Below are 24,674 nucleotides of genomic sequence, written 5' to 3'. Positions count from 1 at the left end.
TGAGGCCCGCATGAGCGACTCCCTGGATCTCAGCCTGGACGGCGTAGAACGCCGCTCACTGGCCGACTTCACCGAAAATGCCTACCTCAACTACTCCATGTACGTGATCATGGACCGGGCCCTGCCGCATATCGGCGACGGCCTGAAGCCGGTGCAGCGACGTATTGTCTACGCCATGAGCGAGTTGGGGCTGGACGCTGACTCCAAGCACAAGAAATCCGCGCGTACCGTCGGTGATGTGCTCGGCAAGTTCCACCCGCACGGCGACTCTGCCTGCTACGAGGCCATGGTGCTGATGGCCCAGCCGTTCAGCTACCGCTACACGCTGGTGGACGGCCAGGGTAACTGGGGTGCGCCGGATGATCCGAAATCCTTCGCCGCCATGCGTTACACGGAAGCGCGGCTGTCGCGTTACTCCGAAGTATTGCTCAGCGAGCTGGGGCAGGGCACCGCCGACTGGGGGCCGAACTTCGACGGCACCCTCGATGAACCGCTGGTGTTGCCGGCACGCTTGCCGAATATCCTGCTCAACGGCACCACCGGCATCGCCGTGGGCATGGCCACCGACGTCCCGCCGCACAACCTGCGCGAAGTCGCCACGGCGTGCGTGCGCTTGCTCGATGAGCCCAAGGCTACGGTCGAGCAACTGTGCGAGCACATCCAGGGCCCGGACTACCCGACCGAGGCGGAAATCATCACGCCGCGCGCCGACCTGCTGAAAATGTACGAGACCGGCAAGGGCTCGGTGCGCATGCGCGCCGTGTACCACGTCGAAGACGGCGACATCATCGTCACCGCGCTGCCGCACCAGGTTTCCGGGGCCAAGGTGCTGGAGCAGATTGCCGCGATGATGCAGGCCAAGCCGTCCAAGGCTCCGCAGATCGCCGACCTGCGTGATGAGTCCGACCATGAGAACCCGTGCCGGATCGTGATCATTCCGGTCAACAGCCGGGTCGATCATGAAGCCCTGATGCAGCACTTGTTCGCCAGCACGGAGCTGGAGTCCACCTACCGGGTCAACATCAACATCATTGGCCTGGACGGCAAGCCGCAGCTGAAGAACCTTCGCGCGTTGCTGGTCGAGTGGCTGGAGTTCCGGGTGCGCACGGTGCGTCGCCGCCTGCAGTTTCGCCTGGACAAGGTCGAGCGTCGCCTGCACCTGTTGGACGGCTTGTTGATTGCCTACCTCAACCTGGATGAAGTGATCCACATCATCCGCACCGAGGAGCATCCCAAGGCCAAGCTGATCGAACGTTTTGCCCTGAGCGAAATCCAGGCCGACTACATCCTTGACACGCGCCTGCGTCAGTTGGCGCGCCTGGAAGAGATGAAGCTGCGCGACGAGCAGGACGAACTGCTCAAGGAACAGGCCAAGCTGCAAGCCCTGCTGGGCAGCGAAGCCAAGCTCAAGAAGCTGGTACGCACCGAGCTGCTCAAGGATGCCGAGACGTATGGCGACGACCGTCGCTCGCCGATTGTCGAGCGCACCGAAGCCAAGGCGCTGACCGAGCATGATCTGCTGCCGAACGAGAAAGTTACGGTGGTGCTGTCGGAAAAAGGCTGGGTACGCTCGGCCAAGGGCCACGATATCGATGCAACCGGCCTTTCCTACAAGGCCGGGGACGGTTTCAAGACTGCTGCTGCCGGTCGTTCCAACCAGTTTGCGGTGTTCATCGACTCCACCGGACGCAGTTACTCGGTGCCGGCCCACACCCTGCCGTCGGCCCGTGGCCAGGGCGAGCCGTTGACCGGCCGTCTGACTCCGCCACCGGGTGCGACCTTCGAGTGTGTCCTGATGCCAGAGGATGATGGCTTGTACGTGATCGCCTCCGACGCGGGTTACGGCTTCGTGGTCAAGGGCGAGGACCTGCAAGCCAAGAACAAGGCGGGCAAGGCGCTGTTGAGCCTGCCGAACAACGCCAAGGTGATCCTGCCGCGTCCGGTCGCAGACCGTGACGAGAACTGGCTGGCTTCGGTGACGACCGAAGGTCGCCTGCTGATCTTCAAAATCAGCGACCTGCCGCAGCTGGGCAAGGGTAAAGGCAACAAAATCATCGGTATCCCCGGCGAACGTGTAGCTAACCGCGAGGAATATGTCACGGATATCGCGGTGCTGCCGGAAGGCGCGACGCTGGTATTGCAGGCCGGTAAGCGCACACTGTCACTCAAGGCCGATGACCTGGAGCACTACAAGGGTGAGCGTGGACGCCGGGGCAATAAACTGCCGCGGGGCTTCCAGCGGGTCGATGCACTATTGGTAGAAACTCTCAATTAAGCGGTCTAGAGCGCTCGATCTACGATTTAACGCGTAGATCGATGCTTTCGCGCTGGAGTCGCAAGGCATATTCACGGATGATATGGCCTTTCAAGCGCCGGCGTGGTCGAGCGTTCTTCATATTTTTTGAGTATTTTCACAGTGGCTGGCCTTGTGGCCGTCACCTGGATGGGATGATGACTGTTCTGCGCTTTCCTCTAATTTTGTTGCTCGCTGGCGTTCTTGGCCTGGCGGGTTGCAGCGTTCACCAGCCGGTGTCGCTGTATCAGCTGGACAGCGGCACCCCGGCACAGCCTGCGCAAAGCTCAGGCATGGCGGTGTTGCTGGGTCCGGTGTTGATTGCCGATTACCTGCAGCGTGAAACCCTGTTGCAGCGTCAACCGGACGGCAGCCTGCAAGCGTCGACCGATGGTCGTTGGGCGGGCAGCCTGTCTTCGGACATCAATCAGTTGCTGCTGCGTCAGGTCGCGGGTCAGCTGGACAGCCAACGCGTGGTCCTGGCACCGGCGACCCTGGGGTTCACCCCGGACGTGCAGGTATTGCTGTCGATTACCCGCCTGGACTCCGGCGAATCGCAACCGGCGGTGCTCGATGCCCAGTGGCGCTTGATCGACCGTCGCGGCCAGGTCCGCGATAACCGCATCATTCACCTGCAGGAGCAACATGCCGGCGGCACCGCTGCACAGGTCCAAGCCCAGGGCGTGCTGTTGCAGCGCCTGGCCGAGCAGTTGTCGGTGGCCCTGAAGCCGCTGGCCAACCAGCCACCTGTTGCCGAAGCTCCACGCAAGCCTGCTGCGGCAAAACCCACGGTGCCCGCCGAACGTGAGAAACAGCCGAAGATTCCGATGGCCGCGCCTATTCGCACGGACATGGAAGTGTTCCGCTTCTAAGCTGCACGTCGCCCCCACAAAACCCGCCCCGTGCGGGTTTTGTTGTTTCTGCCGACCCCGAAACTGCTGCTTGTAGGAGCGAGCTTGCTCGCGATGGACGTTAACGATGACGTGCATTGTCTGAATCAGCGCGTTGTTCTTGGGTTCTTCGCGAGCAAGCTCGCTCCTACCTGGTCCAATGGAGCTGCCCCCCCCTTGGCAACTGCGGGACGCAATAAAAAGCCCGCAGGCGATTACTCGGCTGCGGGCTTGGGTGTGGCGCGGTCGGGCTTAGGCGCGGGTCTCGTGCATGCGCGCCAGTTGCCGCTCCAGCATCGAAGGGTAGGGTTCCATCAGGCGCTCGACGCAGCAGGCACCTTCAGGGCTGGCGATCGGACGGATGCGGGCCCGCTGGCGGATCAAGGCGTCGTCGCTGATCTTGCGCTCCACCAGCAGCAGGTTACGGCTGTGCTGGGAGAGGGCGAGAGCGTCCTGGGCGGTTTCGGTCAACAGCAGGTCGATCTGGCTCAGGCCGAAGAGTTCTTCGCCCAGGGTCAGGCCCAGTTGCAATTGCAGGGTGATGCCGCTGTCGGCGACTTCGATCTGCAACTGATGGCCGAGGGCACGCAACAGCTCACCGCAGCAGATGGCGTTGGTCAGGTAGTCTTCGCCGCTGTCCTGGGTGTGGAACAGCATCAGGGTGCTGCCGTCGTTGAGCGTGTGCAGCTCGCTCTCGTACAGCGACGCAGCCTGGTCCAGGCAGTCGCGGTAGCGGTCCAACAACTCGGTCAGGCGTGCCCGCGGCAGGCGCCGCAGCTGCTCCTGGGCGCCCAGTTGCACGGCGAGCACGGCGCTGAACTGCGGCTGGCTGGAGGCGACGACCTTGGGCTGTGGCTTGACGACTACCGCGCTGGTGGCGCTGTCGCGAACATCGGCGAACGGGTCTTCATCGTCGTCCGTTTCGTCTTCTTCGGCGCTGATCACGTGCCGGGGCGCCGCTTTCAGGCTGGCCACCGGGGCGCTTTCATCGAAGCTCGGGTCCCGCAGGTTGCGCACTTCGAACGCTGGCTCGTCGTCCTCGACATCGTCCAGTTCATCGATTTCCGGCTCGTCAACCACCACCGGCGCTACCGGCTCAGGGGCAAAGCTGGCGTGCAACTGGCGGGCCAGGTCGCCGATCTCGTCCTGGCGCTGGGTGGCCGGGGTGTGTTCGTCGATGTCACGCAGCCACACCCGCAATTGCAGGAGTGGCGTGGAGATGTTGCGCCCCAGGCGCAGGCTCAGGGCCAAGGCCAGGGCCAACAGGATGGCGCTGAGAATGCCCATGCTCTGCAGGCTGATGGTCATCGGCTGTTCGAACTGCTGCATGTCCAGGCTGATGCGCAGTTGCCCGGCCGACACGTCCTGGAAGGTGATCTTGCTCTCGTACATGCCCTGGGTTTCGCCCAACAGGCCCTGCTTGGGACGTTGCCCCGCCTCGGCCAGGATCCGGTTGTCCACGCTATAAATAGCGGCGTGGGCCACCAAGGGGTTCTTGGTCAGGTTGTTCAGCAGCACGTTGAGGCTGAGGATGTCGTTGGACACCAGCAGCTCGGTGGCCGAGGTTGCCGTCTGGGTGGTCAGGCTCTGACCCAGGGCATCGGCCTGTTCGTGCATTGCCTGTTTGAACTGCAGACCCATCACGCAGGCGTAGATCACCAGGGCCAATGCGACCAGGATCACGTTATGGCTGGCAATGCGCAATGCAATCGGTACACGGCGGTGGCGCAGTGCACGGAAGATCAGCAGGAAGAAGTTATCGGGTTTGACTGGCGTGGGCCGGTTCACTGAGCTCGGCTCTTTTGTCCGTGGAGTTGACGCGCAGTATAGCGATAGCCCCCAGACCGGCAAAGCGCTCGCTGTGCCCGATGGTCACTGAATGTGGGTAGAATGCGGTTTTTTTCCACTTGCGGGGGTGCGCCTTGCGCGAAATCGTCCTGATAAACATCACGGGAGTCGACCGTCCGGGTCTGACTGCGGCCATTACCGGTGTTCTGGCCCAGGGTGGTGTGAACATTCTCGACATCGGCCAGGCGGTGATCCACGACACCCTGTCGTTCGGCATCCTGGTTGAAATTCCCGACACCGAGCAAGGCAAGTCGGTGCTCAAGGACATCCTGTTCACGGCTTACAAGCTTGATCAGCAGGTACGGTTCACCCCGGTTTCCGAAGAGGACTACCAGCAATGGGTCGGCAACCAGGGTAAAAAACGCCACATCGTGACCCTGCTGACGCGCAAAGTGACAGCCGAGCAATTGCAGAGCGTGAGCTCGATCACCGCGAAGTACGGCCTGAACATCGACCATATCGACCGCCTGTCCGGGCGCATGCCGCTGGACACTCCGGCCGACAAGGGCAAGGGCTGCATCGAGTTTTCGGTGCGCGGCGAGGCGGCTGATCCGCAAGCGCTGCGGGCCGAGTTCCTCAGCGTGGCCCAGGAGTTGAACGTCGATATCGCGTTCCAGGAAGACTCGCTGTTTCGCCGCAACCGTCGCCTGGCGGTGTTCGACATGGACTCGACGCTGATCGAGGCCGAAGTCATCGACGAACTGGCCAAGGCGGCCGGCGTCGGTGAGCAGGTGTCTGAAATCACCGAGCGGGCCATGGCTGGCGAGCTGGATTTCCGTGCCAGCTTCAAGGAACGCCTGGCCTTGCTCAAGGGCCTGGACGTCGGTGTGCTGGATTCCATCGGCGCCTCGCTGCGCTTGACCGAAGGCGCCGAAACCCTGTTCGCCGAGCTCAAGCGTCTGGGTTACAAGACGGCGATCCTGTCGGGTGGCTTCACCTACTTTGCCAAGCAGCTGCAAGCCAAGCTGGGCATCGACTACGTGTTTGCCAACGAATTGGAAGTGGTCGACGGCAAAGTCACCGGGGTGGCGGTCGAGCCGATTGTCGACGCCCAGCGCAAGGCGGATCTGCTGCGCGAACTGGCGCACAAGGAAGGATTGCGTCTGGAACAGACCATTGCGGTCGGTGACGGGGCCAACGATCTACCGATGCTGGCGATTGCCGGGTTGGGTGTGGCGTTCCGCGCCAAGCCGCTGGTCAAGCAGTCGGCCAAACAGGCGATTTCCACCCTCGGGCTGGATGGAGTCCTGTATCTGCTGGGGTTCCGCGATCGCGACGGTCAACTCTGATACACCACCTATAAATGTGGGAGCGGGCTTGCCCGCGAAGAGGCCGGTACATTCAACATCTATGTTGATTGTGCCGACGCTTTCGCGGGCAAGCCCGCTCCCACAAGGTACAGCGTGGACTTTAGGCTTTTGGTGAGCCGAGACCCTGGCCCATCACCACTGGCGAACCTGCTGCCAGTTCTTCAGCCCACTGGATCTGGTCCGGACCAAACAAGACGATAGCCGTCGAACCCAGCTTGAAGCGACCCAGCTCCGCACCTTTTTCCAGGTGGATCGGTGCGCGGGCGGCTTCGTCGTAGCGCAAGGTCTTCAGTTCGCGCTTGGGTGGCGTGACCAGCCCGGCCCAGACGGTCTCGATCGAGGCAACGATCATCGCACCCACCAGGACCACGGCCATCGGGCCACGCTCGGTGTCGAAAATGCAGGCCACACGTTCGTTGCGGGCAAACAGTTCCGGTACGTTTTCGGCGGTGGTCTGGTTGACCGAGAAGATCCGCCCCGGGATGTAGACCATTTCGCGCAGGGTGCCAGCCAGCGGCATGTGCACGCGGTGGTAATCCTTGGGCGACAGGTAGATGGTGGCGAAGTCGCCGCCCATGAACGGCGCGGCATTCGCGGTGTCGCCACCCAGCAGTTCCAGCACGCTGAAGCTGTGGCCCTTGGCCTGGAACACACGGCCGTGCTCGATCGGACCGAGTTGGCTGACCGCACCGTCGGCCGGGCTGAGGATCGCGCCCGGGGTCTGGTCCAGTGGCCGAGCACCGTCTTTCAAGGCGCGGGTGAAGAACGCGTTGAAGTGCTCGTAGGCGGTCAGGTCTTCGACCAGCGCCTGGGACATGTCTACCTGGTAGCGCTTGGCGAACCAGGCGGTGAAGGCATTCTTGAACCAGCGCACGCGGCATTCGGCAATGCAGCCGGCCAGACGCGAGAGCAGGTGGTGGGGCAGCAGGTACTGGCTGAGGATAAACAAACGCTTTTTCATTAACTGTCCTTAAAAACCTTAAATCTCAACGGGCGTATCGGGATGGTTGCCCCATTCGCCCCATGAACCGGCGTAGCCTTTGACCCGCGGATAACCGAGTGCCTTGGCCACCAGATAGGTGAAGCCAGAGCGGTGGTGGGTCTGGCAGTGGGTAATCACTTCTTTGTCAGGGGTAATGCCAAGCTGCTCGAGGATCTGCGGCATGTCGCTGCGGATGCGCAACTGACGCGCCTGATCCATGCCCGCGGTCCACTCGAAGTTGATCGCCCCGGGAATATGCCCGCCCTTGGCCGCCAGGACTTTCTCCCCGGAATACTCCAGCGGGCCGCGTGCATCCCAGATCGCCAGGTCGGCGGCGCCGAGGCGGCTTTGCAGGTACTCGCGGGTGGCCGTGGGGCCCTCGTGCAAGGTCAGCCCGACTGGGCCGCCGACCGCCGCCGGAACCTCGCCAGACAGCGGCAAGTCTTCGGCCTGCCAGGCCAGCAACCCACCGTCGAGGTAGTGATAGCGGTGGTGACCGATGACATCCAGCAGCCAGATGAAGCGCCCGGCCCAACCGCCGCCTTCGTCGTCGTACACCACGTAGACCGCATCAGGGTTATGCCCCAGCTCGCCGAACAGGGCTTCGAGTGCCGCCTGTGACGGCATCAGGCCCGGTGCTGGCGGCTGGCCCAGTTGGGTGCGCTTGGGGTCGACGAAGCGTGCGCCGGGGATATGCCCTTGCGCATAGCGGGCGCTGCTGGTCAGGTCCACCAGGATCAGTTCGCGGGCGTCGAGGCGGGCGCGCAGGTCGCCCGGCTCGATCACCAACGGCAAGCCAGAGAAGTCAGGCATGTGAGGTCTCCAGAGCACAAAGGGAGACGATTGTAGCGCAAGCACTAACAGAGGGCTTGTGATCAATGAGGGAGGGGGGGCGAGCAGGCTCGCCCCCCAGGGGTCATCCCAGGTTCGGCACCTTGGCGATCACCGGCAGGCCCAGGTAGCGGCGCACGTCCGAGTCGGACTTGAGGCTGTCGTCGAAGAACTCGATCACGAAGGCCAGGCCGATCCCGCCCAGCAAGCCACCGACCAGCACGCCAATCAACACCATCCACAGTTTCGGGCTGACCGGCTTGGTATTGACGGTTGCCCAGCTCACTACCGAGACGTTGCCGATCTGCGAGCTGGCCTGCTCGTTGAGGAAGCGGGTCTCCTCGAGTTTCTCCAGGTACAGCTTGCGGCTGTCGCGCAGTACCCCGAGTTTCTGCTCCAGTTCCTTGAACTGGGCTTCGACGTTGTTGATTTCGTTGAGCCGGGTGACATCCGCCGCCTCCTGCTCCTTGAGGGTGGCCAGGCCCTGGCGATAACCGGCCATGGCCGCCTCGCTTTTCATCAGGTCATCGCGCACGCGGGCGTTGAGCGGGTTGATCCCGCGCCGCGAGTTGGTGTCGCGCTGGCCGCGTTGTTCGGCGATCCCGCGTTCGACCACGGTGATTTGTTCACGCAGTGAGCTGACCTTCGGATCGCTCGGCGACAGCCGTGCGATGGTGTCGGCCTCCTGGCGCTTGAGGTCAGTCAGCTGCTTGTTCATCTCGCTCAGGGCGTAGCTGTTGGAGCCTTGCTGGCCGTCGAGTTCGGTCACCTGGGGCAAGCCGCTCAACTGACTGCGAAGAACACCGATCTGCTTGTCGGTCTGCTCGACCATCAAAGAGGTGGTATCGATGTTCTTGCGCGCGTCCTTGAGCTTTTCGATCTGCATGCTGCGTTGCAGGTCGACATCCATGATCTGCCGGTCATTGCGGAAGTGTTCCAGGGTGCCTTCGATGCCCTTGATCTGGCCGTCGAGCTCTTCCAGTTGGGTAGAGATAAAGCCGGTCTGCTCGCGCTGGTAAACCCTGACCCGTTCGGTGAGGTAGTGCTTGACCAGCTCGTTGACCCCCAATGCGGCGGCCTGCGGCGATTTGCTCTTGAGCGTGACCTCGATGATGTTGGAGCTCTTGACCGGTTCTGCACTCAGGTCATTCTGCAAGCGCGAGATGGCTTTGCTGCGCAGGTCGCGGTTGCCTGATTGCGGAAAGAAGAAGCTCTCGAGACCGGCGTAGGTCTGGGTAGCCATCTGCAGCCAGCCCTTGGGGGAATACCAGGGATGGTTGATGTCGATGCCGGGAAACAGCACTTGCGGTGTCAGCTTGTCGACCACTTGTTCGGACAGGCCTTCGCTGGTGATGATCTCGGCTTCGGAGTGCAGTTGTTCTTCGCGCACCACCGACATCATCGGCGTGCGGAACTGGCTGCTGCTCAGCACCGGCATGTAGATGTCTTCCTGGCCCAGGCGCACCAGCAGGCGGGCGGTGGCGTCGTAGGTTGCCGGGTACACCTTGAGCCCGACAAACCCACCGATCAACACCGCCAGGAAGAAGCAGATCGCGACATAACGCCGCTTGAAGAGAATATTAAGAACGTCGCGGATACTCATGTTCATCCCCTCTTATTGGGCGTATTGGCGATACACGGCGGCGGCGGGCCGCTCGGTACCGTCCGCACGAATCAGGCCGAAATTCCCCAGGCCATCGGGGGACTCGTAATCCTCCAGTGAAAACCAGTAGACCCGCTCGACATCGGCCGGCAGGTCACCGCGCAAGCCCTTGCCGAAACTTTTGCCGCTCAGGTGCTGGTTGATGTAGTCCAGGGTGGCCTTGGTCTTGGCGCTCTGCTGGGCTTCGGTCACGCCCAGGGGTGGCGCGGCGACCACATAGCCCAGCTCAGTGATCCAGATCGGCTTGCTCGACTGGCGCAGGTGCATGAACAGTTGCAGGTTGAAGAGTTTGCCCAGGTAGGTGTTGTCTTCCTTGCTGCCGACAAACCCCATCTTGGCCAGGCTGCTTTCGTCGGCGTCCATGTCCTGGGGCGCGTTGATGCCGCTGGCGTCCTTGTTGAACAGGTACGGGTGCACCGCCAGGATGTCGAAGTACTCGCCGTAGGAGGGGTCGATATCCCAGAGCATCCACAGGTAGGTGATGTCATTGCGTGAGATACCGGCGTGTACCAGTTTGATGCTCGGCCGTTGTTCCGCCACCGCGTGACTCACGGCCTTCATCATCTTGACGAAGTCCTTGGGCTTGGGCGACGGCCCCCAGAATTGCGGGGTGTTGGGTTCGTTCCAGATTTGCCAGTAGGTGATGCCGGCCTTGGTAGCGGGGCCGTAGCGTTCGATACAGGCTTTGATGAACGCGGCAAAGTTGTCGTAGTAGTCGCTCGAAGGCGCCAGCTCGTAGGTGCCACTGGATTTGAAGGCGAGCATTGGCAGGGCCCAGTTCGGCGCGTAGTGGACGATCGGCAACAGCTCGATATCCTGCTCGGCGGCGGCCTTGACCAGGTTGTCCATCGGGGTCCAGTCGTAGACGCCTTTCTGGCCTTCCACCAGGCGCCACTCCCAGTCGATACGTACCTGCTTGACGCCCAGCGAACGGGCCAGGGCAAAGCGTGCGACCAGCTCTTCGTAGCCGCCACCGCCCCACTTGGCGTTGATCCCGTATTTCATCTCGGCCTGCGCCACGGGCACCAGCAAACAGGCGAGCAACCCCAGCAGCAGGCTGCTCCAGAGCCTCACGCGTGGATTAGAAGGTGCCATCCGAACTGTCCCCGCTGTTGTAGTTGCGGTTGACCGAGAAGCCGAAGTTGATGCCTTTGAACAGCAGCAGGTCGGTGATGTATTGCGTCACCCACAGGTTGGCGTTGGCAATCGGCGAGCGCGGGACATAGATCACGTCGTAGGGTTGCAAAGCCACGGCCATGTCGTTCTTGCCCAGTTCGATGGCCTCGTCGCTCAGGTCCAGGTGGTAGCTCTTGGGCTCGCCATTTTCCTGCTTGCGGATCAGCACCACGGATTCCGGGTGCGCGGTGTAACGCAGGCCTCCGGCGCGGTAGATCGCCTGCATCACCGTGATGCCACCCTCCATGGGGATGACCTGGGGCTTGGCCACTTCGCCGCCGATGTACGCGCGAAAGCCCTTGAAGGACTTGACCATCACCGACACGCTCGAATCACTGAGCTTGCCCGTGTAGGCCTTGCTGATGGCCGCGCTCAGTTCGTCGGGCGTCAACCCGGCGGCCTTGATGTCCGAGACCCGCTGCATACTGATGAAGCCATCGGGCCGCACCGGGATCGCCTCGTCGTAGTCCTTGGCGGTGTAGAACTTGATGTCCAGGTCATCACCGGGACGGATCAGGTATTTTCCGCCGGGCACCACCCCATCCTTGCCTAGCAGCGGCAAAGTCTGCGACCCAGCCATCTGTTCGGTCTTGATCGTTGTACAACCACTCAGCAGGCCCCCCATCAGTACAGCGGTTAGCAGAAACTTCGCGCTCGCCCCACACCAGTCCATGATCGCCATGTCCGTTCTTATCCCCAGGTGAAATTCATGTTTTTCTTGGCCACGGTTACAACCAGCGATACAACCACTCCGGAATAAAGTTGAGGGTGCGATTGAGCACCACGCCCAGCACGTTGCCGCCGCTGTCCTCGAGGCGGTCGCATACGTACTTGGCGGCATGGCGTCGGCTCTTGTTGGCCTGTGCGACCAGCACAATCGAATTCATGTGGCGAGCGGCAACGATCGACACGGGGGCGAAGGTCGGCGACGGCATGTCCCAGAGCACCAGGTCAAAATGCTCGCGCAGGCGCTCGGCCAGTTTCGCCGGCGATTCACCGCCGTGGCCCAGCAGCTTCAGGCAACTGTTGACCGACAGGCTGATGCGTACCACCGAATGGTTCGGCACCCGCAGGCGCTTGAGGTCGCCGGCGAGCATTTCGGTGTCGTCGACATTGGCGCTGACTTCGATCACCAGCACGCTGCCGAAGGCGGCCGCCAGGTGGCTGGCGGCCTGCTGCGCGACAAAGGTGGTGCCGACCTTGCGCGCCACACCGATGAACATCAGTTGCGTGAGTGCCTCGTCAGTGGCGTCGCGCAGGACCCTGGCCATGATTTCCTGCATCGGAAACCTCAGTCTTGCCTCGTCTACACCCGCAGAGGGCACGATGGGATGACTGATTGCATTCATGATTGATTCTTCCTTAGTTGCTTATGCAATGGCTCGGGTGATTCGTTTGCCAATCTCGATGACCGGCTTTTCCAGCAACACATGCACGGCATACCCCACCCCAATCGTAGTCAGGCCCGCCAGGATCACCACTCCGACCGCGCCGAAGGGGGTCACGCTGACCACCTTGAACAACCGGCCAAAACTGGCGAGCACGAACGGGTGTGTCAGGTAGATCGCGTAGGAGGCATCGCCGATCTGCACCATCCAGTCCCGGCGCGTGGGCACGTGGCCTTTGGTGCGGCTTTGCCATTCCAGGGTCAGCCCGGCCAACATGAAGGCGCCATAGGACAGGCCAAAGCTCAGGACTCGGATCGGTTGTTCGCGGTTGAGTTGTCCCGAGTCGGCGAAGATCGACGCCAGCAATAGCAGGACGCAGCCCGCCACGAAGGGCGGCCAGAAGCCCCAGGCCCGGGCCCGCTGATAGATCTTGAAGACCCCGACCCCGATGGTGAATTGGATGATGAACAGCGAAAACAGGTGGTAGTCCCAGAAGTCGATCCCGCCATGGACCCGCAGTGCCCATTTGACCAGGGCCAGCACCGAGAGGGTCAGCATCACCCACGGCAAGGCGTTGATCGTGCTGAAACGCATGACCAGGAAGACGATGGTGTAGAACACGATTTCATGTTCCAGCGTCCAGCCCACGAACAGGATCGGCAGGCCGGCTTGCGGCAGCATCAGCATCGACTTCAGCGCGCTGACCCAGTCGTGACTGCCCGAGCCCATGGTCATGCTCGGGCTGTACAGCCACATCAGCACCACCAGCCCGGTAAACAGCACGTACAGCGGCACGATGCGAAAGACCCGGCTCAGGACCCAGCGCTTGGGCTGGAACGCACTGCCTGCCGAGACGTAGGTCATGATGAAACCGCTGATCACGAAGAACAGGTCGGGGGCCGAATACCCCACGCGCATGGCGTAGGTGCTGTGAAAGTCGGCCATCACCGGCAGCTTGCGGCCGATGTCTTCGACGTGCACCACCAACACCATCAGCACCGCCAGCCCACGCAGGCGCTGGACGCTGAGCAGCTCACCCTTGGCCACGGCCCAGGGCGCAATCGCCTTGCTGTAGAACCCGGCAAACTGGCGCAATACGGTCATACCCGCGCACTCCCGTAGATCAGTCCCAGGGGTGGATGGGCCGGTAAGTTGTGGGTGCACTGCTCATACAACGCGCGCAAGGCGCGGATGTGACCGTCGCGGCTGTGGTTGGCCTTGACCCACTCACGGGCGGCTCGCCCGAGCACCGCCAGGCGTTCGGGTTCGTCCAGGGCGCGCTGCAGGCCGGCGGCGAGGCCCTTGACACTGACATCGGTGACCAGCAGGCCGGTGTGGCCATCGCGCACGTAGTCGGCAATGCCGCCGACCGCGAACGCCAGTACCGGCGTCTCGAAGGCCATCGCTTCAATCCCCACCAAGGGACCGGGGTCGTCCCACACCGAAGGCAATACGAACAGGTCGGCGCCCTGGTAGTGCCCGGCCAGTTCTTCGGAGGCCAGCCAGTCGATGAAGGTAATGCGCGAGCTCAGTTGCAGTTTTTCCGCCAGACCACGGGCCGAAGCCAGGCGCGGGCCGCTGCTGATGGCGACCAGGCGCCAGTCACCCTGGATCTCGGCCAGGGCCTTGACCAACACCTCCAGGCCCTTGCCCTTGACGGCCTGGCCGGCAAACAGCAACTGCAGGGGACGTCCTTGCAGGGCAGGTTTGCCAACGGCCTGCGGCTGCTGGGCCTGTTGGTCGAACCGGCTGAAGTAAGGCACCACATGGATCCGCTGCTCGCTGAAGCCATTGATCCGCAGTACCCGGCCCATATGCTGGCTGCCAACCACGGCCCCGCGAAAGCGCTGGTACATCCCGCGTTCGTTGAGTTTGCCCGCCAGGTCCATCAGTCGTGGCATACGGCCACCGGCTTTCGGCGGACCGATCAGGCAACCATTCAAGGCGCAGGACCAGTCCAGCGGGCGCTGGCAACGATCTCCCGGAAAACGTCGACGGCCGCGGCGCAGGCACATCGACGTGTAGTCATGGAATGAGCGCATCAGCGCCAGGCCGCTGTTGGTCAATGCCGCCAGCAGGTCGCTGTCGCTGCACAGGTGCACGTGCACCAGGTCCGGCTCCCAGGCCTGGATGCGCTCCAGGGCCTGGCCGGGCGAATCGGCATCCCCCAGGCCGAGCAATTGCACCCCGGTGCAATCCAGGTGCGCCGGGACCTGTTGCCCCTGGTGCGCCACCAGGGTCCGGTCGCCCTGGGCGTTCAGTGCCCGGGCCAGGTCCAGCACGTAGTTGGGCAGGCCACCGATGCCCAGTTCCTCGACCAGCAGCATGATCTTCATCCAGCAACCTCTTGAGTCTTGACGCCGGTCAGCCCCAGGGCGCGGGCGGTACTGTCGGTCAGCCCCAGGCTCAGCAGCAGCACCAGGGTGAAGTGCATGTTTTGCAGCAGCAGCATGTCGACCATGGCAAACACGCAGTACGCGGTCAGGGTGCCCACCGCGGCCAGGGTGAAGGTGTCGCCGGGGTCGCCAACGCTGCGCTTCCAGCGCCGGATCAATTGCCGGAAGACCATGACAATGAAGGCCAGGTAGCTGAGCAGCCCCAGGGCGCCGGTGTCGGCGAGCAGCTCCAGGTAGGTGTTGTGGGCATGCGTCGACTGGTAGCCGAGTTCGACGTTGAGGGTTACGCCGCGGGCGTAGAACTCATCGCGGAAATTGCCCAGCCCGACCCCGATCAACGGGTTGTCGAACCACACGTCACGCACCACGCCCCAGATGGTCAGGCGGTCAATCACCGCATCCGGGCGGCCCGGCACCAGGCCGCTGAGGGTGCCGTCCCAACTGGGCCACAGACCCAGGCCGATGGGGGCGATCACGGCCACCGCGATCAACCCCAGCACCAGGAATTTCCACAGCTGCGGGCGCAGCATCAGGCAGATCGCCAACAGGCACGCCAGCCCCCCGAGCAGCCCGCCTCGGGATTGGGCGGCCATCATCCCGGCGATGCTGATGACGATCCCCAGGCCCGCCAGGACCCTCAGGCCACCGCTGCGCGAGTTCAGCAGATGCGCCAGGGAGATGCTGAGCAGCATCACCAGGTACATGGCCAGGCCCTGCGCCCCACCAAAGGAACTGCCCGCCCGGCCGGAGATATCGAAGGTGTGGTGGATCGCCGGTTCGTCACCGCTGGGGCCAGGCACCGGGATGCCCAGCATGCCGGTGAGCGTGTGGCCGTGGGTGGCATACTCCACCAGGCCATCGATGGCAAAGAAGACCGGAGTGCAGATCAGGGTGATCGCGGCGAAACGCCAGAAGTCCTGATCCGGGCGAAATACCATCAACAGCACCGGCAACAGTACGAACCATTCGACGACCCGCAATGACTGCTTGATGCTGGCGCCGGGGGCGATGGAGCCCAGTTGTGCGAGGAACACCGCGATCAGGAAGGGCGTGATGGCGAGGATCAGGAACGGTACGCGCATCCGCCCCAGGTGCGGCGCTTGCGGGCGTTGCAGCATGAACAGCCAGAGCAGCGCCCAGAGCACGACAAGCGCATCGGCGGCGTTCAGTGGAATGCCACCGACGGTCTTCTGGATCGGGATGGCCAGGCTGATCACAAAACCCAGGAATAACCATTGCGGCCGGCGGGCCAGCAGCAGGACGCCGCCGAAGGCCAACGACAAGGCCATGCCCGCCAGGGGCATGTAGACCGTGGTGAACGCCACCACCAACCCCAGAACCCCGGCCAGCACCACGCCCCGGCGCTGAGTCCGGTCATCGAGGGGCTCGTAGGGTGAGGGCTCAAACGCCATGGTCAACCACCTCGATGCGCAGGGGGTTGATCGACATCACCCGGGCATTGGCCCGCAGCAATGCCCGGGCTTCCTCGCGCCGCGCCGGCTGCAGGACGGCGGCCAGCAGGGTCTTGGCACTGGCGGCCAGCATCACCAGGTCGGTCAGCAGTTTGAGCAGCAGCACTTCGGCCAGGCTGCGGTGCTTGCGGTACAGCCGATAGCGGCTGCGGCGCAGCTCATAGCGCATGCGCAGTGCGGTTTCACTCGGCGCCTGGCGGCGCTGGCCAGCGGGTGCGCGTCCGGAGGAACTGCCGCCGTGGTGCAGAATCCGCGCGTCGGGCACCAGCAGCAACTCCCAGCCGGCGTTGCGGGCCCGCACGCACCAGTCGACGTCTTCGTCGTACATGAAAAAACCTTCGTCAAACAGCCCGACGCTGTGCAGCAACTCGCCGCGGATCAGCATGCAGGCGCCATGCAGGCGCTCAAGGCTGATGGGGGCCGACTGGCCGTTGGCCGGGAACTGCGGGCCGGTCAGCATGCGCTTGACCATCTGCGTCAGGCTGGGGAAACGGCAGGGGAAATCCTGGTCGGCGCCATCGCTGGCATTGACGACTCGGCCACTGACCGCGCCCACCTGCGGTTGCAGTTCGAGGACTTCGATCAGCCGGTCGAGGGTGCCGGCCTCGACCTGGGCATCACTGTTGAGCAGCAGCACGTAGTCGCTGCGCAAGCCGCGCAGGATCAGGTTGTTGCCGCCGCCAAAACCCAGGTTGTCCGGCGAGGCGATCAGTTGAATGTCCGGGCACTGCTGGGCGATGACCGACACGCTGTCATCGCCCGAAGCGTTATCGACCACGGCAATGGCCAGCGTTGCCCGACTGGGCGGGAAATGCTTGAGCGATGCCACGCACTCGACCACCAGTTGCGGTGTGCGGTAATTGACGATGGAAACCGTGAGCGTCTTCATCACGCATCCCCCTGGAGCAATCGACTCTCATCATGCAGACGGGCGCCGAGGGCTTGGCAATGCTGCCTGAGCGCCGTGGCAGTCAGGCCCGGGATGCCATAGGTGGCCCGGGCGGCGGAGATATCCAGGCGGAACCCGTCGAATTCGCGCAGGTTGGTCACCAGCAACTCACCGCCGCCAAAACCTTCGATTAACCACTGGGCAATACGCCCGGTGGGCGTGCCGATGCCTGAGCCAAGATTGAAGATGCCTGGCTGCGGGTCTTGGGCGATTCGTGCCAGCCAACTGGCGAGGACTTCCACGGGGAGGAAATCGCGTTCGACGAAGGGGCTCATGTCCAGCACGATGCGCTGCTGGCCAAGCAGGCTGCGCAAGGCGATGGCGAAGAAGTTGCGCCGGCTTTCCTCAAGTTCGTAGCCGAAGATATTGCTCATGCGCACGATGGTCAGGCGCTCGCCGAGCATCTGCGTGATCGCCCGTTCGGTGATCAGTTTGCCGATCCCGTAGGTCGCCACGGGCTGGGGTTCCTGGGATTCGTGCAAGGCCTGGTCATTGATTGCGGGGCCGTACACCAGGCGTGAACTGGCCATGATGTAGCGCACCTGCGGCAGCGGTTCGATGCGCCGGGCCAGGGCCAGTTCGAAGTCCAGGGCGTGTTCGTAGCCGTTGCGCAGGGCCGGGTTGTACGCCAGGTTCAGCACCTGGCTGACACCGTCGAGCCAGGTGTCGCTTGCGAGGGCTTCGCGGTGGCCGATAAAACCCCAGCCAGCCGTCTGCTCGCACTGGCGCAAGGCCTGGGCGATCAGGCTGGTATCCCCGACGACGACAATGCTCATGGCTGGTTCCAGAACATTGAATGCATGCTCATCCGCCGGCGCCATGCCAGCGGTACCCGTTGGTAACGCTCACCGAGCCAGTAGCCCAGGTACTTGCCCGCCGTGCGCAGCAGGATGGAAAAAACTGCCAGGGGCTGGCCGCGCTTGAGTGCAGCCTGGATCTCGACCTTGACGAACCGCAGGCCTTCGCCGGACGTCGACAGGCGCGCCTTGCTCAGTTCGCTGTCCATGGCAATCAGGGTGCCGATGTCGAAGTAGCGCTTGAATTCCTGGCTGATGCTGTAGTCGTGGCTGTGCACGGCCTGGGCCGCGGGTTCGTAGACCCGGGCATAACCCTTGCCGAGCAGGCGGATGGCTGCGGCCATGTCTTCGCCCAGGGGCAACTGTGTGGGGAATCCGCCGACGGCCTCCAGTGCGTCGCGACGATAGGCGGCAAAGGAGTTGGAGCAGAACACCGCCTTGATTCCGATACGCGCGATGTCTGCCTGGGTCGTGCGCTCATGGCGATCGGGGTAATTGAACTCGCGAGCAAAACGTTCGGTGTCGGTGGCCTCCCGGCGCGGTAGCTGCTGGCCGTAGACCAGGGCCACCTGTGGGTCGGCAAAGGGCTTGAGCAAGCGTTGCAGCCAATCATCGCCCTGGGGGCAGGCATCTTGAGTGAGGTACACCAGGAACTCACTGCCGGCGCACAACTGCAGCGCCAGGTTGCGGGTCTTGCCGTGGCCGAACTCACTGCGCTGGATGGTCACCAGGCGATGCCCGGCGGTCTCGATCATCTGCGGCGTCAGGTCGGTGGACGCGGAGTCGATGAACACCACCTCCCGAGGCGCCTGTTTCAGGGCGGCGAGGGCCGGCAGCAGGGCCTTGAGGTGCTCCTGGGCATTGAGGGTCAGCACGATGATGCTGCTGCGCATTCCCAGATTGGCTTCCTCGTTCGGGCTGGCGACGGGCATCGATTCAAAATGCATTCTTGCCTCCCAACCCACCAAAGATGGTCTTGATCACGATCCACAAGTCCAGCTCTGGCGACCAGTTCTGGATGTACTGCACGTCAAAGATGAAGCGCTCGGTCAGTGACTCTTCAGTGAAGGTATTGCCCCGTGAGCCATTGACCTGGGCCCAGCCGGTAATGCCTGGGCGCACCTTGTAGCGCTCGACGAAGTCCACCACCACGTTCTCGTAGGTGCGGTCGCCGGCCTTGACGCCCGGCGGGTGAGGGCGTGGACCGATCACCGACATATCCCCCAGCAGCACATTGATGAACTGTGGGAACTCATCGAGGCTGGTGCGCCGGATGAAGTTGCCGATCCGGGTCACGCGGGCATCCTGGCGCTGGTTCAGGCAGATTTCGCCGGGCGTGGGGTCGAACCGCATGCTGCGAAATTTGTAGATCTGGAATAGACGGTTGCGCAGGCCGTAGCGGCCTTGGGTGAACAGCGCCGGCCCAGGCGACTCCAGGCGGATCAGGGCGCCCAGCACCAGGCCAATGGGCAGGAACAGCAACAGCACGACCGCCGAGAAGCTGATGTCGAACACCCGCTTGATCAGCCGTCCTTCGATAGGCAAGGGGTTCATGCCCAGCAGCAACATGTTGCCGGGTCCGCTGTGCGGGCGGCTGAGGAAGGGATGGCCGAGCACCGGCTCCTCGGGGGCGAGGTAGACATTGCCCATCTGCCCGCGCAGGCGGGTGGCCAGCGAGCTGACCCGGTCGCCTGCCTGGTTGGGCAGGGCGATGATCACTCCGTCGATGTCCGGTGGCAGTTGGTCCAGCTGCGCGGTCCCCCCGGCGAGCAGGGGGAACGGCAGGGTGGAGGTATCAATGCGCGAGCTGCGGTCGTCGATGAAACCGATCACCACGATTTCCGGTTCCCGGGCGGTCAGGTAGCGCGCAATCGCCACGCCTTGCTCGCCTGCGCCGACGATGACCAGGCGCAGCTTGCGGTCCCAGGAGCGGGTGTAGCGCGACACGTACTGACCGGCTACTTGCGCAAAAAGCACCAGCATGATGAACAGCGCGAGGTAGGACCAGGGAGCCAGCATCGGCATCTGGCCGATCTCCATGAATACCAGCACCAGCAGGGTCACCAGTGCGCCGTTGAGCACCGAGCTGACCCAGCGCAGGGCTTTGCGGTCCTGGCGCGAAAAGCCTTTGTAGACCCGCACGGGCATCACCGCCGAGGCACAGACCACCACGAAACCGACCGTCCAGGCATCGGCCCACCAGCGATCCGTGAGCCACCAGTAGTGGACGTTGAGCAGCACGGTCGCGAGCAATCCTCCCAGCACCCGGCCCAGCCGAGTCAGGAGGATTTCCAGGCCAGCCAAGGCCGGGGCATCAAAACGGCGGGCCCTTTTTTTAGCACGCGTACCCTGCACCTGTGCGTCCGGGGCGGCGCCCGGGAGCGTTTCGCTAACTGACATGGAATATCCTCGCCTCAACTGCGCAAGTGACAACAACTCTGAGTCAGGAACTAAGGCCTTTGGAGAGCCCGTTGGAGACTTCCTGTACCGGCAGCAGGCCGGCGACTTCGACCTCGACCGTAGCGGTCGCGGGCAACTCGCCAAACAACTCCGGGTAGCGCGCGAAGTTGTCGCGGTACCAGTCGACTAACATGCTGATGTCGTCGCTCAGGTTGTTTTTGGGCTTCCAGCCCATGTGCATGAGCTTGTCCCAGGACACTGAGTAACGCCCGTCGTTGAACGGCCGGTCGGGGATATAGGTAATGACTTCGCGCGAGGGTTTGTCGAAGGCCTTGCTGATAAGTTCGGCCACTTGCAGGTTGGTATATTCCTCGGTGGTGCCGATATTGTAGACCTCGCCGACTTCACCTTTTTCAGCCACGAACACCACCGCTTCGGCGAAGTCTTGTGCACTGAGGTAGTGCCGGCGATTGGTGCCATTACCATGCAGGGTCAGTTTGCGTCCGGTCAGCATGTGGCAGATAAAACGCGGGATGATCTTTTCCGGAAACTGGCGGATGCCATAGAGGTTGTTGGCCCGGATGATCACGATGGGTTCGTGGTAGGACTGCAGGTAACCCTGCAGGATCATCTCGGCCGCGGCCTTGGAGGATGAGTAGGGGTTGGTGGGGCGCAAGACCTCGTTTTCACTGGCCGCGCCTTCCATGACCTGCCCGTAGACCTCGTCGGTGCTGACATGGACGATCTTCCTGACCTTCTCCTGGCGGCAGGCTTCCATCAACGCATGGGTGCCCAGCACATTGGTCCGGGTGAACTCCAGGGAGTTGCCGAAAGAGTTATCCACATGGCTTTCGGCTGCGGCATGGATCACCAGGTCAGCGTCCTTGACCACCCGGCGGCACATATCCAGGTCGGCAACATCGCCGACCAGCAACTGCACGCGATTGGGAAACAAGTGATGGGAAATGTTGCGAACATCGCCGGCGTAAGTCATCTTATCGAAGACCACAACTTTGGCGTCAGAGAAATGCCGGCAAACTTCGTCGACAATATGCGAGCCCGCAAAGCCGGCGCCGCCAGTTACTACTATCTTGCGCATGACGTTAACTCCTTGGCCAAAAACCTGAGTCTGATAAAACGTCCAATCCATTCGCCGACCCCTACTGCGCGGATCAAGGGTCCATAAGTGTTTTTTGTTACAGATAGCTCCAACGACAACAGCGAACTTGTGGCGTTTTGATACTTAATAGCCATTAGGCGAAGTTTGACTTTAGTCACTCACCTGTATTTCACCAGTGCAGCGGTTAGTTTTTTTTGCCATTACTTGGAACATAATCGCTAGCATCAAAAGGCCAGCAACATTTGCGCCACAATAGAACTGGGCCAGCAGCTCAAGCGACAACCGGTCGTGCCAGATCAAGGCCAGTACCAGCAGCACTGTCAGGTTGGTGCCGTGGTAGAACAGGTTGCTCACCGGCGCCCGCAAGGCCAGGAGCCCGAGCTGTATCGGTGCGGCGGCTGCCACGGCCAGCAGGCCGAAGGCCAGGTACACCAGCGCCGGCCCGCCTTTGCTGAAATCGGGTCCGTACAGCACGCCCAGTAACGGCTCCCCAGCCAGCCACGCCAGCAGCACGAACCCCAGGGCCGGCAGCAGGAATGGCAACGCCCGCAGCAGCATATAGCGGAGCAAACGGGCCGGGCCTGCCTCTTGATAGTGCGCAATGAAGCGTGGGCGGAAATGATTGGTCAGGGCGATCAGCAACGGATTGATCAGGTTGGTGACCGCGATGCACGCCGCATACAGGCCGGCCATCGCCTGGCCGCCCCCCAGCAGCGCTAGCCAGGGGTACAGTTGCACGCTGGCGACATGGCACAACCCGCCGGCCACCAGCCAGCCGCCATAGCCGAGGAAGGCACGCCATTGAGTCGCCAGTTGCCTGATGGGCGGCCAGAAGAATGACGCCTGGGCCTGCGGCAGGTTCAGCGCAAAGGACAGGGCGCAAACCCCGGCGATGGCAAAGAACACTGTTTCAGCGCTGAGCCATCCACCCCAGGCTAAGACCCCGAGGGCGAGCAACTGGCCGATGGCACTGGTCAGGTCGAGGATCAGGGCTTGCCTGGAGCGGTTGATCACGTAGAAATGCCGCCGCAGAAATTCGCGCATCACCAGGCCCATCACCGCCAGGGGCAGGGCAGGCCAGAGCTCGCTGGGCAAGCCCGCCCCGAATTGGTGCAGCAGGGTCAAGACCAACGCCACCACCAGGCCGAGTCCGGCGCTGCCCCACAAGGCGCTGCTGAACAGGGCGTGCGGCTCCCCTTCGCCGCTGGCGCGCAGATAGGTGTAGGGCGTCGCGATCAGCGTGTCGCCCAACGAGATGATCAGGAAGCAGAAGCTCAAGCCCAGGGCGTAGGCGCCCAGGGCTTCTTGCGAGACGCAGCGACCCAGCACCAGGCCTGTGAGGAAGCTGGTCAGGCTCTGCGCCGCCTGGCCGCCGATCACCCAGAAAACGCCATATCCACGACGACTCAGTCGTGTCCAAGAATGACTGCCAGACATAATTGCTGTCCTTGGAGATGGACTGTTGACGTATCACTCCCCGTCGTTGCTCGGGGGAGGGGCTGCGCAGGATGATCGCTAGTGAGTAAGGATTAGTATCACTTCGCCAGATTGGCAAATCCGTCGACGGAAAAAGCGGATGAGCGAGGGATCAACGCGCGCTATAGGTATTGAGAGCCTTTTCGATGCACTGCGCGGTTTTGCCGAACGCCTGGACGCTGATGTCGGCAAACGCGCCGCCACCCTGGTCGGCGACCAGCAGCATGATCACTTTGCCTTTGTTGGTCAGCGAGCGCAGCAGCAAGTGCTCGCCGTCGAACAGCGAGCGCAGGCTGTCCGGCAAGTGGGCGCAAAACTGCGCATGGTTGGCAGGTGTCAGGCGTAATTGTGCCGGTTGCGCCAGCAAGCGCTGCAGCACGCTGCTCTGGCCGACCGCCAGTTGCAGGGTGGCGCTGTCCTTGGGCAAGCCCCAAGTCTGGTGGACGCGCAGGTTGCTCTGGGTGCGGTCGGCCATCAGCAGCATGACCCGGCGCATGCCGCAGGCCGCCAAGGCATCCCGGGCGCAGGTGGTCAGGTGCAGGGCGTTGCTGAAGGGGCTCGGCTCGGCCAGCAGTTGGGCACAGTGTTTGCGCCAGCGCTGCAGGTCCTCGGCCGAGGGCGCGGCGGGAGCCTGTTCGCCGCGGCCCTGGGCATCTTCCCAGGGCCACAGCAGCGCCTCGGCCGGGTGCCAGAGGTCGGGCTGGCCGTGGTTGCGCGCGCTTTGCGCGGCCTGTTGGTGCTGTTGCTGCTGCACCTCATCCATCGGCATTTGCAGGTAGAGGCTGGTCAGGTACTGCCAGCGCCGGGTGTGCGGGCCGACCCAGGATTGCTGGGCCGACAGCGCCAGGCCGTTGGCCAGCAGCACGCTGTTGGCGGGCTGGTTGAGCCAGCGGCGCAAGGTCGGATCGTCATCCAGGCGGTTTTGCTGGCGCAGTGGATGGTCGGCGTCACGGGCAATGTGCAGCACCTGCACCAGCTCGCGTTGCTCGGTGAGCAGCAGGCGATAGCCCTGGGCGACCCAGAAGGGCAAGCGCCAGAGCTCCACCAGCACCTGGCAGAGTTCCAGCAGGCGTACCCCGAACAGCTGTTTTTCGACCTTGTGCGCTGCCTCGCCCTGGTGGATCACCCGGCGCTCCCACTCCTGCAGCAACTGTGGGTGACTCAGGGCCAGCGGCCACAGGGGGGCCAGAAACAACAGGCTGCCCCAGTGGATGTCCTGCCACAGGCGCGCCAGGCGGCTGGCAAAAAAACCGTTGGCCTGTTGCGAGGCGTGCTGGCTGATCAGTTGCAGCTTGCGCAGTGCCGGCGGGATATCGCGCTCGGGCATGGCGGGCAGGCGTGCCAGGAGTTCGGCGGTGCGTTTGAGGCCCAGGCGAGTGAGCGCCACTTCCAGGTTTTCACAAGGTTCGCTGAGGCTGCCGTGGGCATGGCGATTGGCCTCGCGGATCACGCTCAGGGCCAGGGCTGGACTGCCCTGAATCAAGTCGGCGATATCGCGCAGGGAGCTGCGACTGCTGTTGATGGCTTTGCACACGCGGTCATGGCTGGCCTGCGGTACGGGCAAGACCACAGCGTCGAGACGCTGGACCCAGTCCTGCAGGGTGGAGGGGCTTGCCGGTGGGACGTTCGTTTCATTAACCATGGTCGGGCGCGATCATCGTTGACTTCAAACACGCCCGGGGC

At 62.9% G+C, this 24,674-nt stretch carries 20 protein-coding genes; 3 read left to right on the top strand and 17 right to left on the bottom strand.

Annotation, left to right across the window (positions count from 1 at the left end; translation table 11 throughout):
* The first annotated feature begins 10 nt into the window (after positions 1 to 10).
* Both parC and ACM6IP_RS16925 read left to right on the top strand, forming a co-directional pair.
* The gene (gene parC / locus ACM6IP_RS16930; RefSeq protein ID WP_159993410.1) at positions 11 to 2,275 is read left to right on the top strand and encodes a DNA topoisomerase IV subunit A; all 2,265 of its coding nucleotides are present in this window, start codon (positions 11 to 13) and stop codon (positions 2,273 to 2,275) included.
* A 176-nt stretch (positions 2,276 to 2,451) separates the two neighbouring features.
* The gene (locus ACM6IP_RS16925) at positions 2,452 to 3,165 is read left to right on the top strand and encodes a membrane integrity-associated transporter subunit PqiC (protein WP_414861916.1); all 714 of its coding nucleotides are present in this window, start codon (positions 2,452 to 2,454) and stop codon (positions 3,163 to 3,165) included.
* Positions 3,166 to 3,435: 270 nt separating this feature from the next.
* Here ACM6IP_RS16925 and ACM6IP_RS16920 read toward each other — a convergent pair whose 3' ends face one another.
* Positions 3,436 to 4,971 (bottom strand): AhpA/YtjB family protein, encoded by a 1,536-nt coding sequence (locus tag ACM6IP_RS16920; RefSeq protein WP_320333499.1) that lies wholly within the window; start codon positions 4,969 to 4,971, stop codon positions 3,436 to 3,438.
* 134 nt (positions 4,972 to 5,105) lie between these two features.
* Here ACM6IP_RS16920 and serB point away from each other — a divergent pair, with 134 nt between their 5' ends.
* Positions 5,106 to 6,320 (top strand): phosphoserine phosphatase SerB, encoded by a 1,215-nt coding sequence (serB, locus tag ACM6IP_RS16915; protein WP_095169604.1) that lies wholly within the window; start codon positions 5,106 to 5,108, stop codon positions 6,318 to 6,320.
* A 121-nt stretch (positions 6,321 to 6,441) separates the two neighbouring features.
* Here the strand turns inward: serB and asd are convergent, their stop codons facing one another.
* The 16 genes from asd to ACM6IP_RS16835 form a co-directional block, all read right to left on the bottom strand.
* Positions 6,442 to 7,302: an archaetidylserine decarboxylase gene (gene asd / locus ACM6IP_RS16910; protein ID WP_414861915.1), complete on the bottom strand. Its 861-nt coding sequence runs from the start codon at positions 7,300 to 7,302 to the stop codon at positions 6,442 to 6,444.
* An 18-nt stretch (positions 7,303 to 7,320) separates the two neighbouring features.
* The gene (gene rhdA / locus ACM6IP_RS16905) at positions 7,321 to 8,136 is read right to left on the bottom strand and encodes a thiosulfate sulfurtransferase (protein ID WP_095169602.1); all 816 of its coding nucleotides are present in this window, start codon (positions 8,134 to 8,136) and stop codon (positions 7,321 to 7,323) included.
* 103 nt (positions 8,137 to 8,239) lie between these two features.
* A complete protein-coding gene (locus tag ACM6IP_RS16900; RefSeq protein ID WP_414861914.1) occupies positions 8,240 to 9,757 on the bottom strand; it encodes a GumC family protein in 1,518 nt (505 codons plus the stop codon).
* Between the two features lie 12 nt (positions 9,758 to 9,769).
* Positions 9,770 to 10,912 carry a hypothetical protein gene (locus ACM6IP_RS16895; RefSeq protein WP_414861913.1) on the bottom strand — a complete coding sequence of 381 codons (1,143 nt, stop codon included), beginning with the start codon at positions 10,910 to 10,912 and terminating at the stop codon, positions 9,770 to 9,772.
* Positions 10,899 to 11,573, bottom strand: coding sequence for a polysaccharide biosynthesis/export family protein (locus ACM6IP_RS16890; protein ID WP_414861912.1), 675 nt, complete (start codon positions 11,571 to 11,573; stop codon positions 10,899 to 10,901). Before ACM6IP_RS16890 ends, ACM6IP_RS16895 begins: the two co-directional genes overlap by 14 nt.
* A 148-nt stretch (positions 11,574 to 11,721) precedes the next feature.
* Positions 11,722 to 12,342, bottom strand: coding sequence for a hypothetical protein (locus tag ACM6IP_RS16885; RefSeq protein WP_159993418.1), 621 nt, complete (start codon positions 12,340 to 12,342; stop codon positions 11,722 to 11,724).
* 21 nt (positions 12,343 to 12,363) lie between these two features.
* Positions 12,364 to 13,485: an acyltransferase family protein gene (locus ACM6IP_RS16880; RefSeq protein ID WP_414861911.1), complete on the bottom strand. Its 1,122-nt coding sequence runs from the start codon at positions 13,483 to 13,485 to the stop codon at positions 12,364 to 12,366.
* Positions 13,482 to 14,717 (bottom strand): glycosyltransferase family 4 protein, encoded by a 1,236-nt coding sequence (locus ACM6IP_RS16875; protein WP_095169596.1) that lies wholly within the window; start codon positions 14,715 to 14,717, stop codon positions 13,482 to 13,484. The genes ACM6IP_RS16880 and ACM6IP_RS16875 overlap by 4 nt, the downstream gene beginning before the upstream one ends.
* On the bottom strand, positions 14,714 to 16,189 hold the full coding sequence (locus ACM6IP_RS16870) for an O-antigen ligase family protein (protein WP_159993424.1): 1,476 nt from the start codon (positions 16,187 to 16,189) through the stop codon (positions 14,714 to 14,716). The genes ACM6IP_RS16875 and ACM6IP_RS16870 overlap by 4 nt, the downstream gene beginning before the upstream one ends.
* Entirely contained in the window at positions 16,179 to 17,138 is a 960-nt protein-coding gene (locus ACM6IP_RS16865) for a glycosyltransferase family 2 protein (RefSeq protein WP_414861910.1), read from the bottom strand. Before ACM6IP_RS16865 ends, ACM6IP_RS16870 begins: the two co-directional genes overlap by 11 nt.
* Positions 17,138 to 17,974 (bottom strand): NAD-dependent epimerase/dehydratase family protein, encoded by an 837-nt coding sequence (locus tag ACM6IP_RS16860; RefSeq protein WP_414861909.1) that lies wholly within the window; start codon positions 17,972 to 17,974, stop codon positions 17,138 to 17,140. The genes ACM6IP_RS16865 and ACM6IP_RS16860 overlap by 1 nt, the downstream gene beginning before the upstream one ends.
* Positions 17,971 to 18,942, bottom strand: a complete 972-nt coding sequence (locus ACM6IP_RS16855) for a glycosyltransferase family 2 protein (RefSeq protein WP_414861908.1) — start codon at positions 18,940 to 18,942, stop codon at positions 17,971 to 17,973. Before ACM6IP_RS16855 ends, ACM6IP_RS16860 begins: the two co-directional genes overlap by 4 nt.
* Complete coding sequence (locus ACM6IP_RS16850; RefSeq protein WP_095169591.1) at positions 18,932 to 20,395, bottom strand: exopolysaccharide biosynthesis polyprenyl glycosylphosphotransferase; 1,464 nt, start codon at positions 20,393 to 20,395, stop codon at positions 18,932 to 18,934. Before ACM6IP_RS16850 ends, ACM6IP_RS16855 begins: the two co-directional genes overlap by 11 nt.
* 43 nt (positions 20,396 to 20,438) lie before the next feature.
* On the bottom strand, positions 20,439 to 21,494 hold the full coding sequence (locus ACM6IP_RS16845; RefSeq protein WP_414861907.1) for a GDP-mannose 4,6-dehydratase: 1,056 nt from the start codon (positions 21,492 to 21,494) through the stop codon (positions 20,439 to 20,441).
* A gap of 171 nt (positions 21,495 to 21,665) precedes the next feature.
* Positions 21,666 to 22,952: a lipopolysaccharide biosynthesis protein gene (locus tag ACM6IP_RS16840; protein WP_159993435.1), complete on the bottom strand. Its 1,287-nt coding sequence runs from the start codon at positions 22,950 to 22,952 to the stop codon at positions 21,666 to 21,668.
* A gap of 151 nt (positions 22,953 to 23,103) precedes the next feature.
* On the bottom strand, positions 23,104 to 24,633 hold the full coding sequence (locus ACM6IP_RS16835; RefSeq protein ID WP_414861906.1) for an HDOD domain-containing protein: 1,530 nt from the start codon (positions 24,631 to 24,633) through the stop codon (positions 23,104 to 23,106).
* Positions 24,634 to 24,674: the final 41 nt, after the last annotated feature.

Origin of the sequence: Pseudomonas sp. IT-P176 (assembly GCF_949767245.1) — a bacterium.
In the GTDB taxonomy this organism is placed as follows: Bacteria; Pseudomonadota; Gammaproteobacteria; order Pseudomonadales; family Pseudomonadaceae; genus Aquipseudomonas.
Note: the sequence above shows the minus strand (reverse complement) of the source record. Positions and strands in the feature narration are given on the sequence as shown.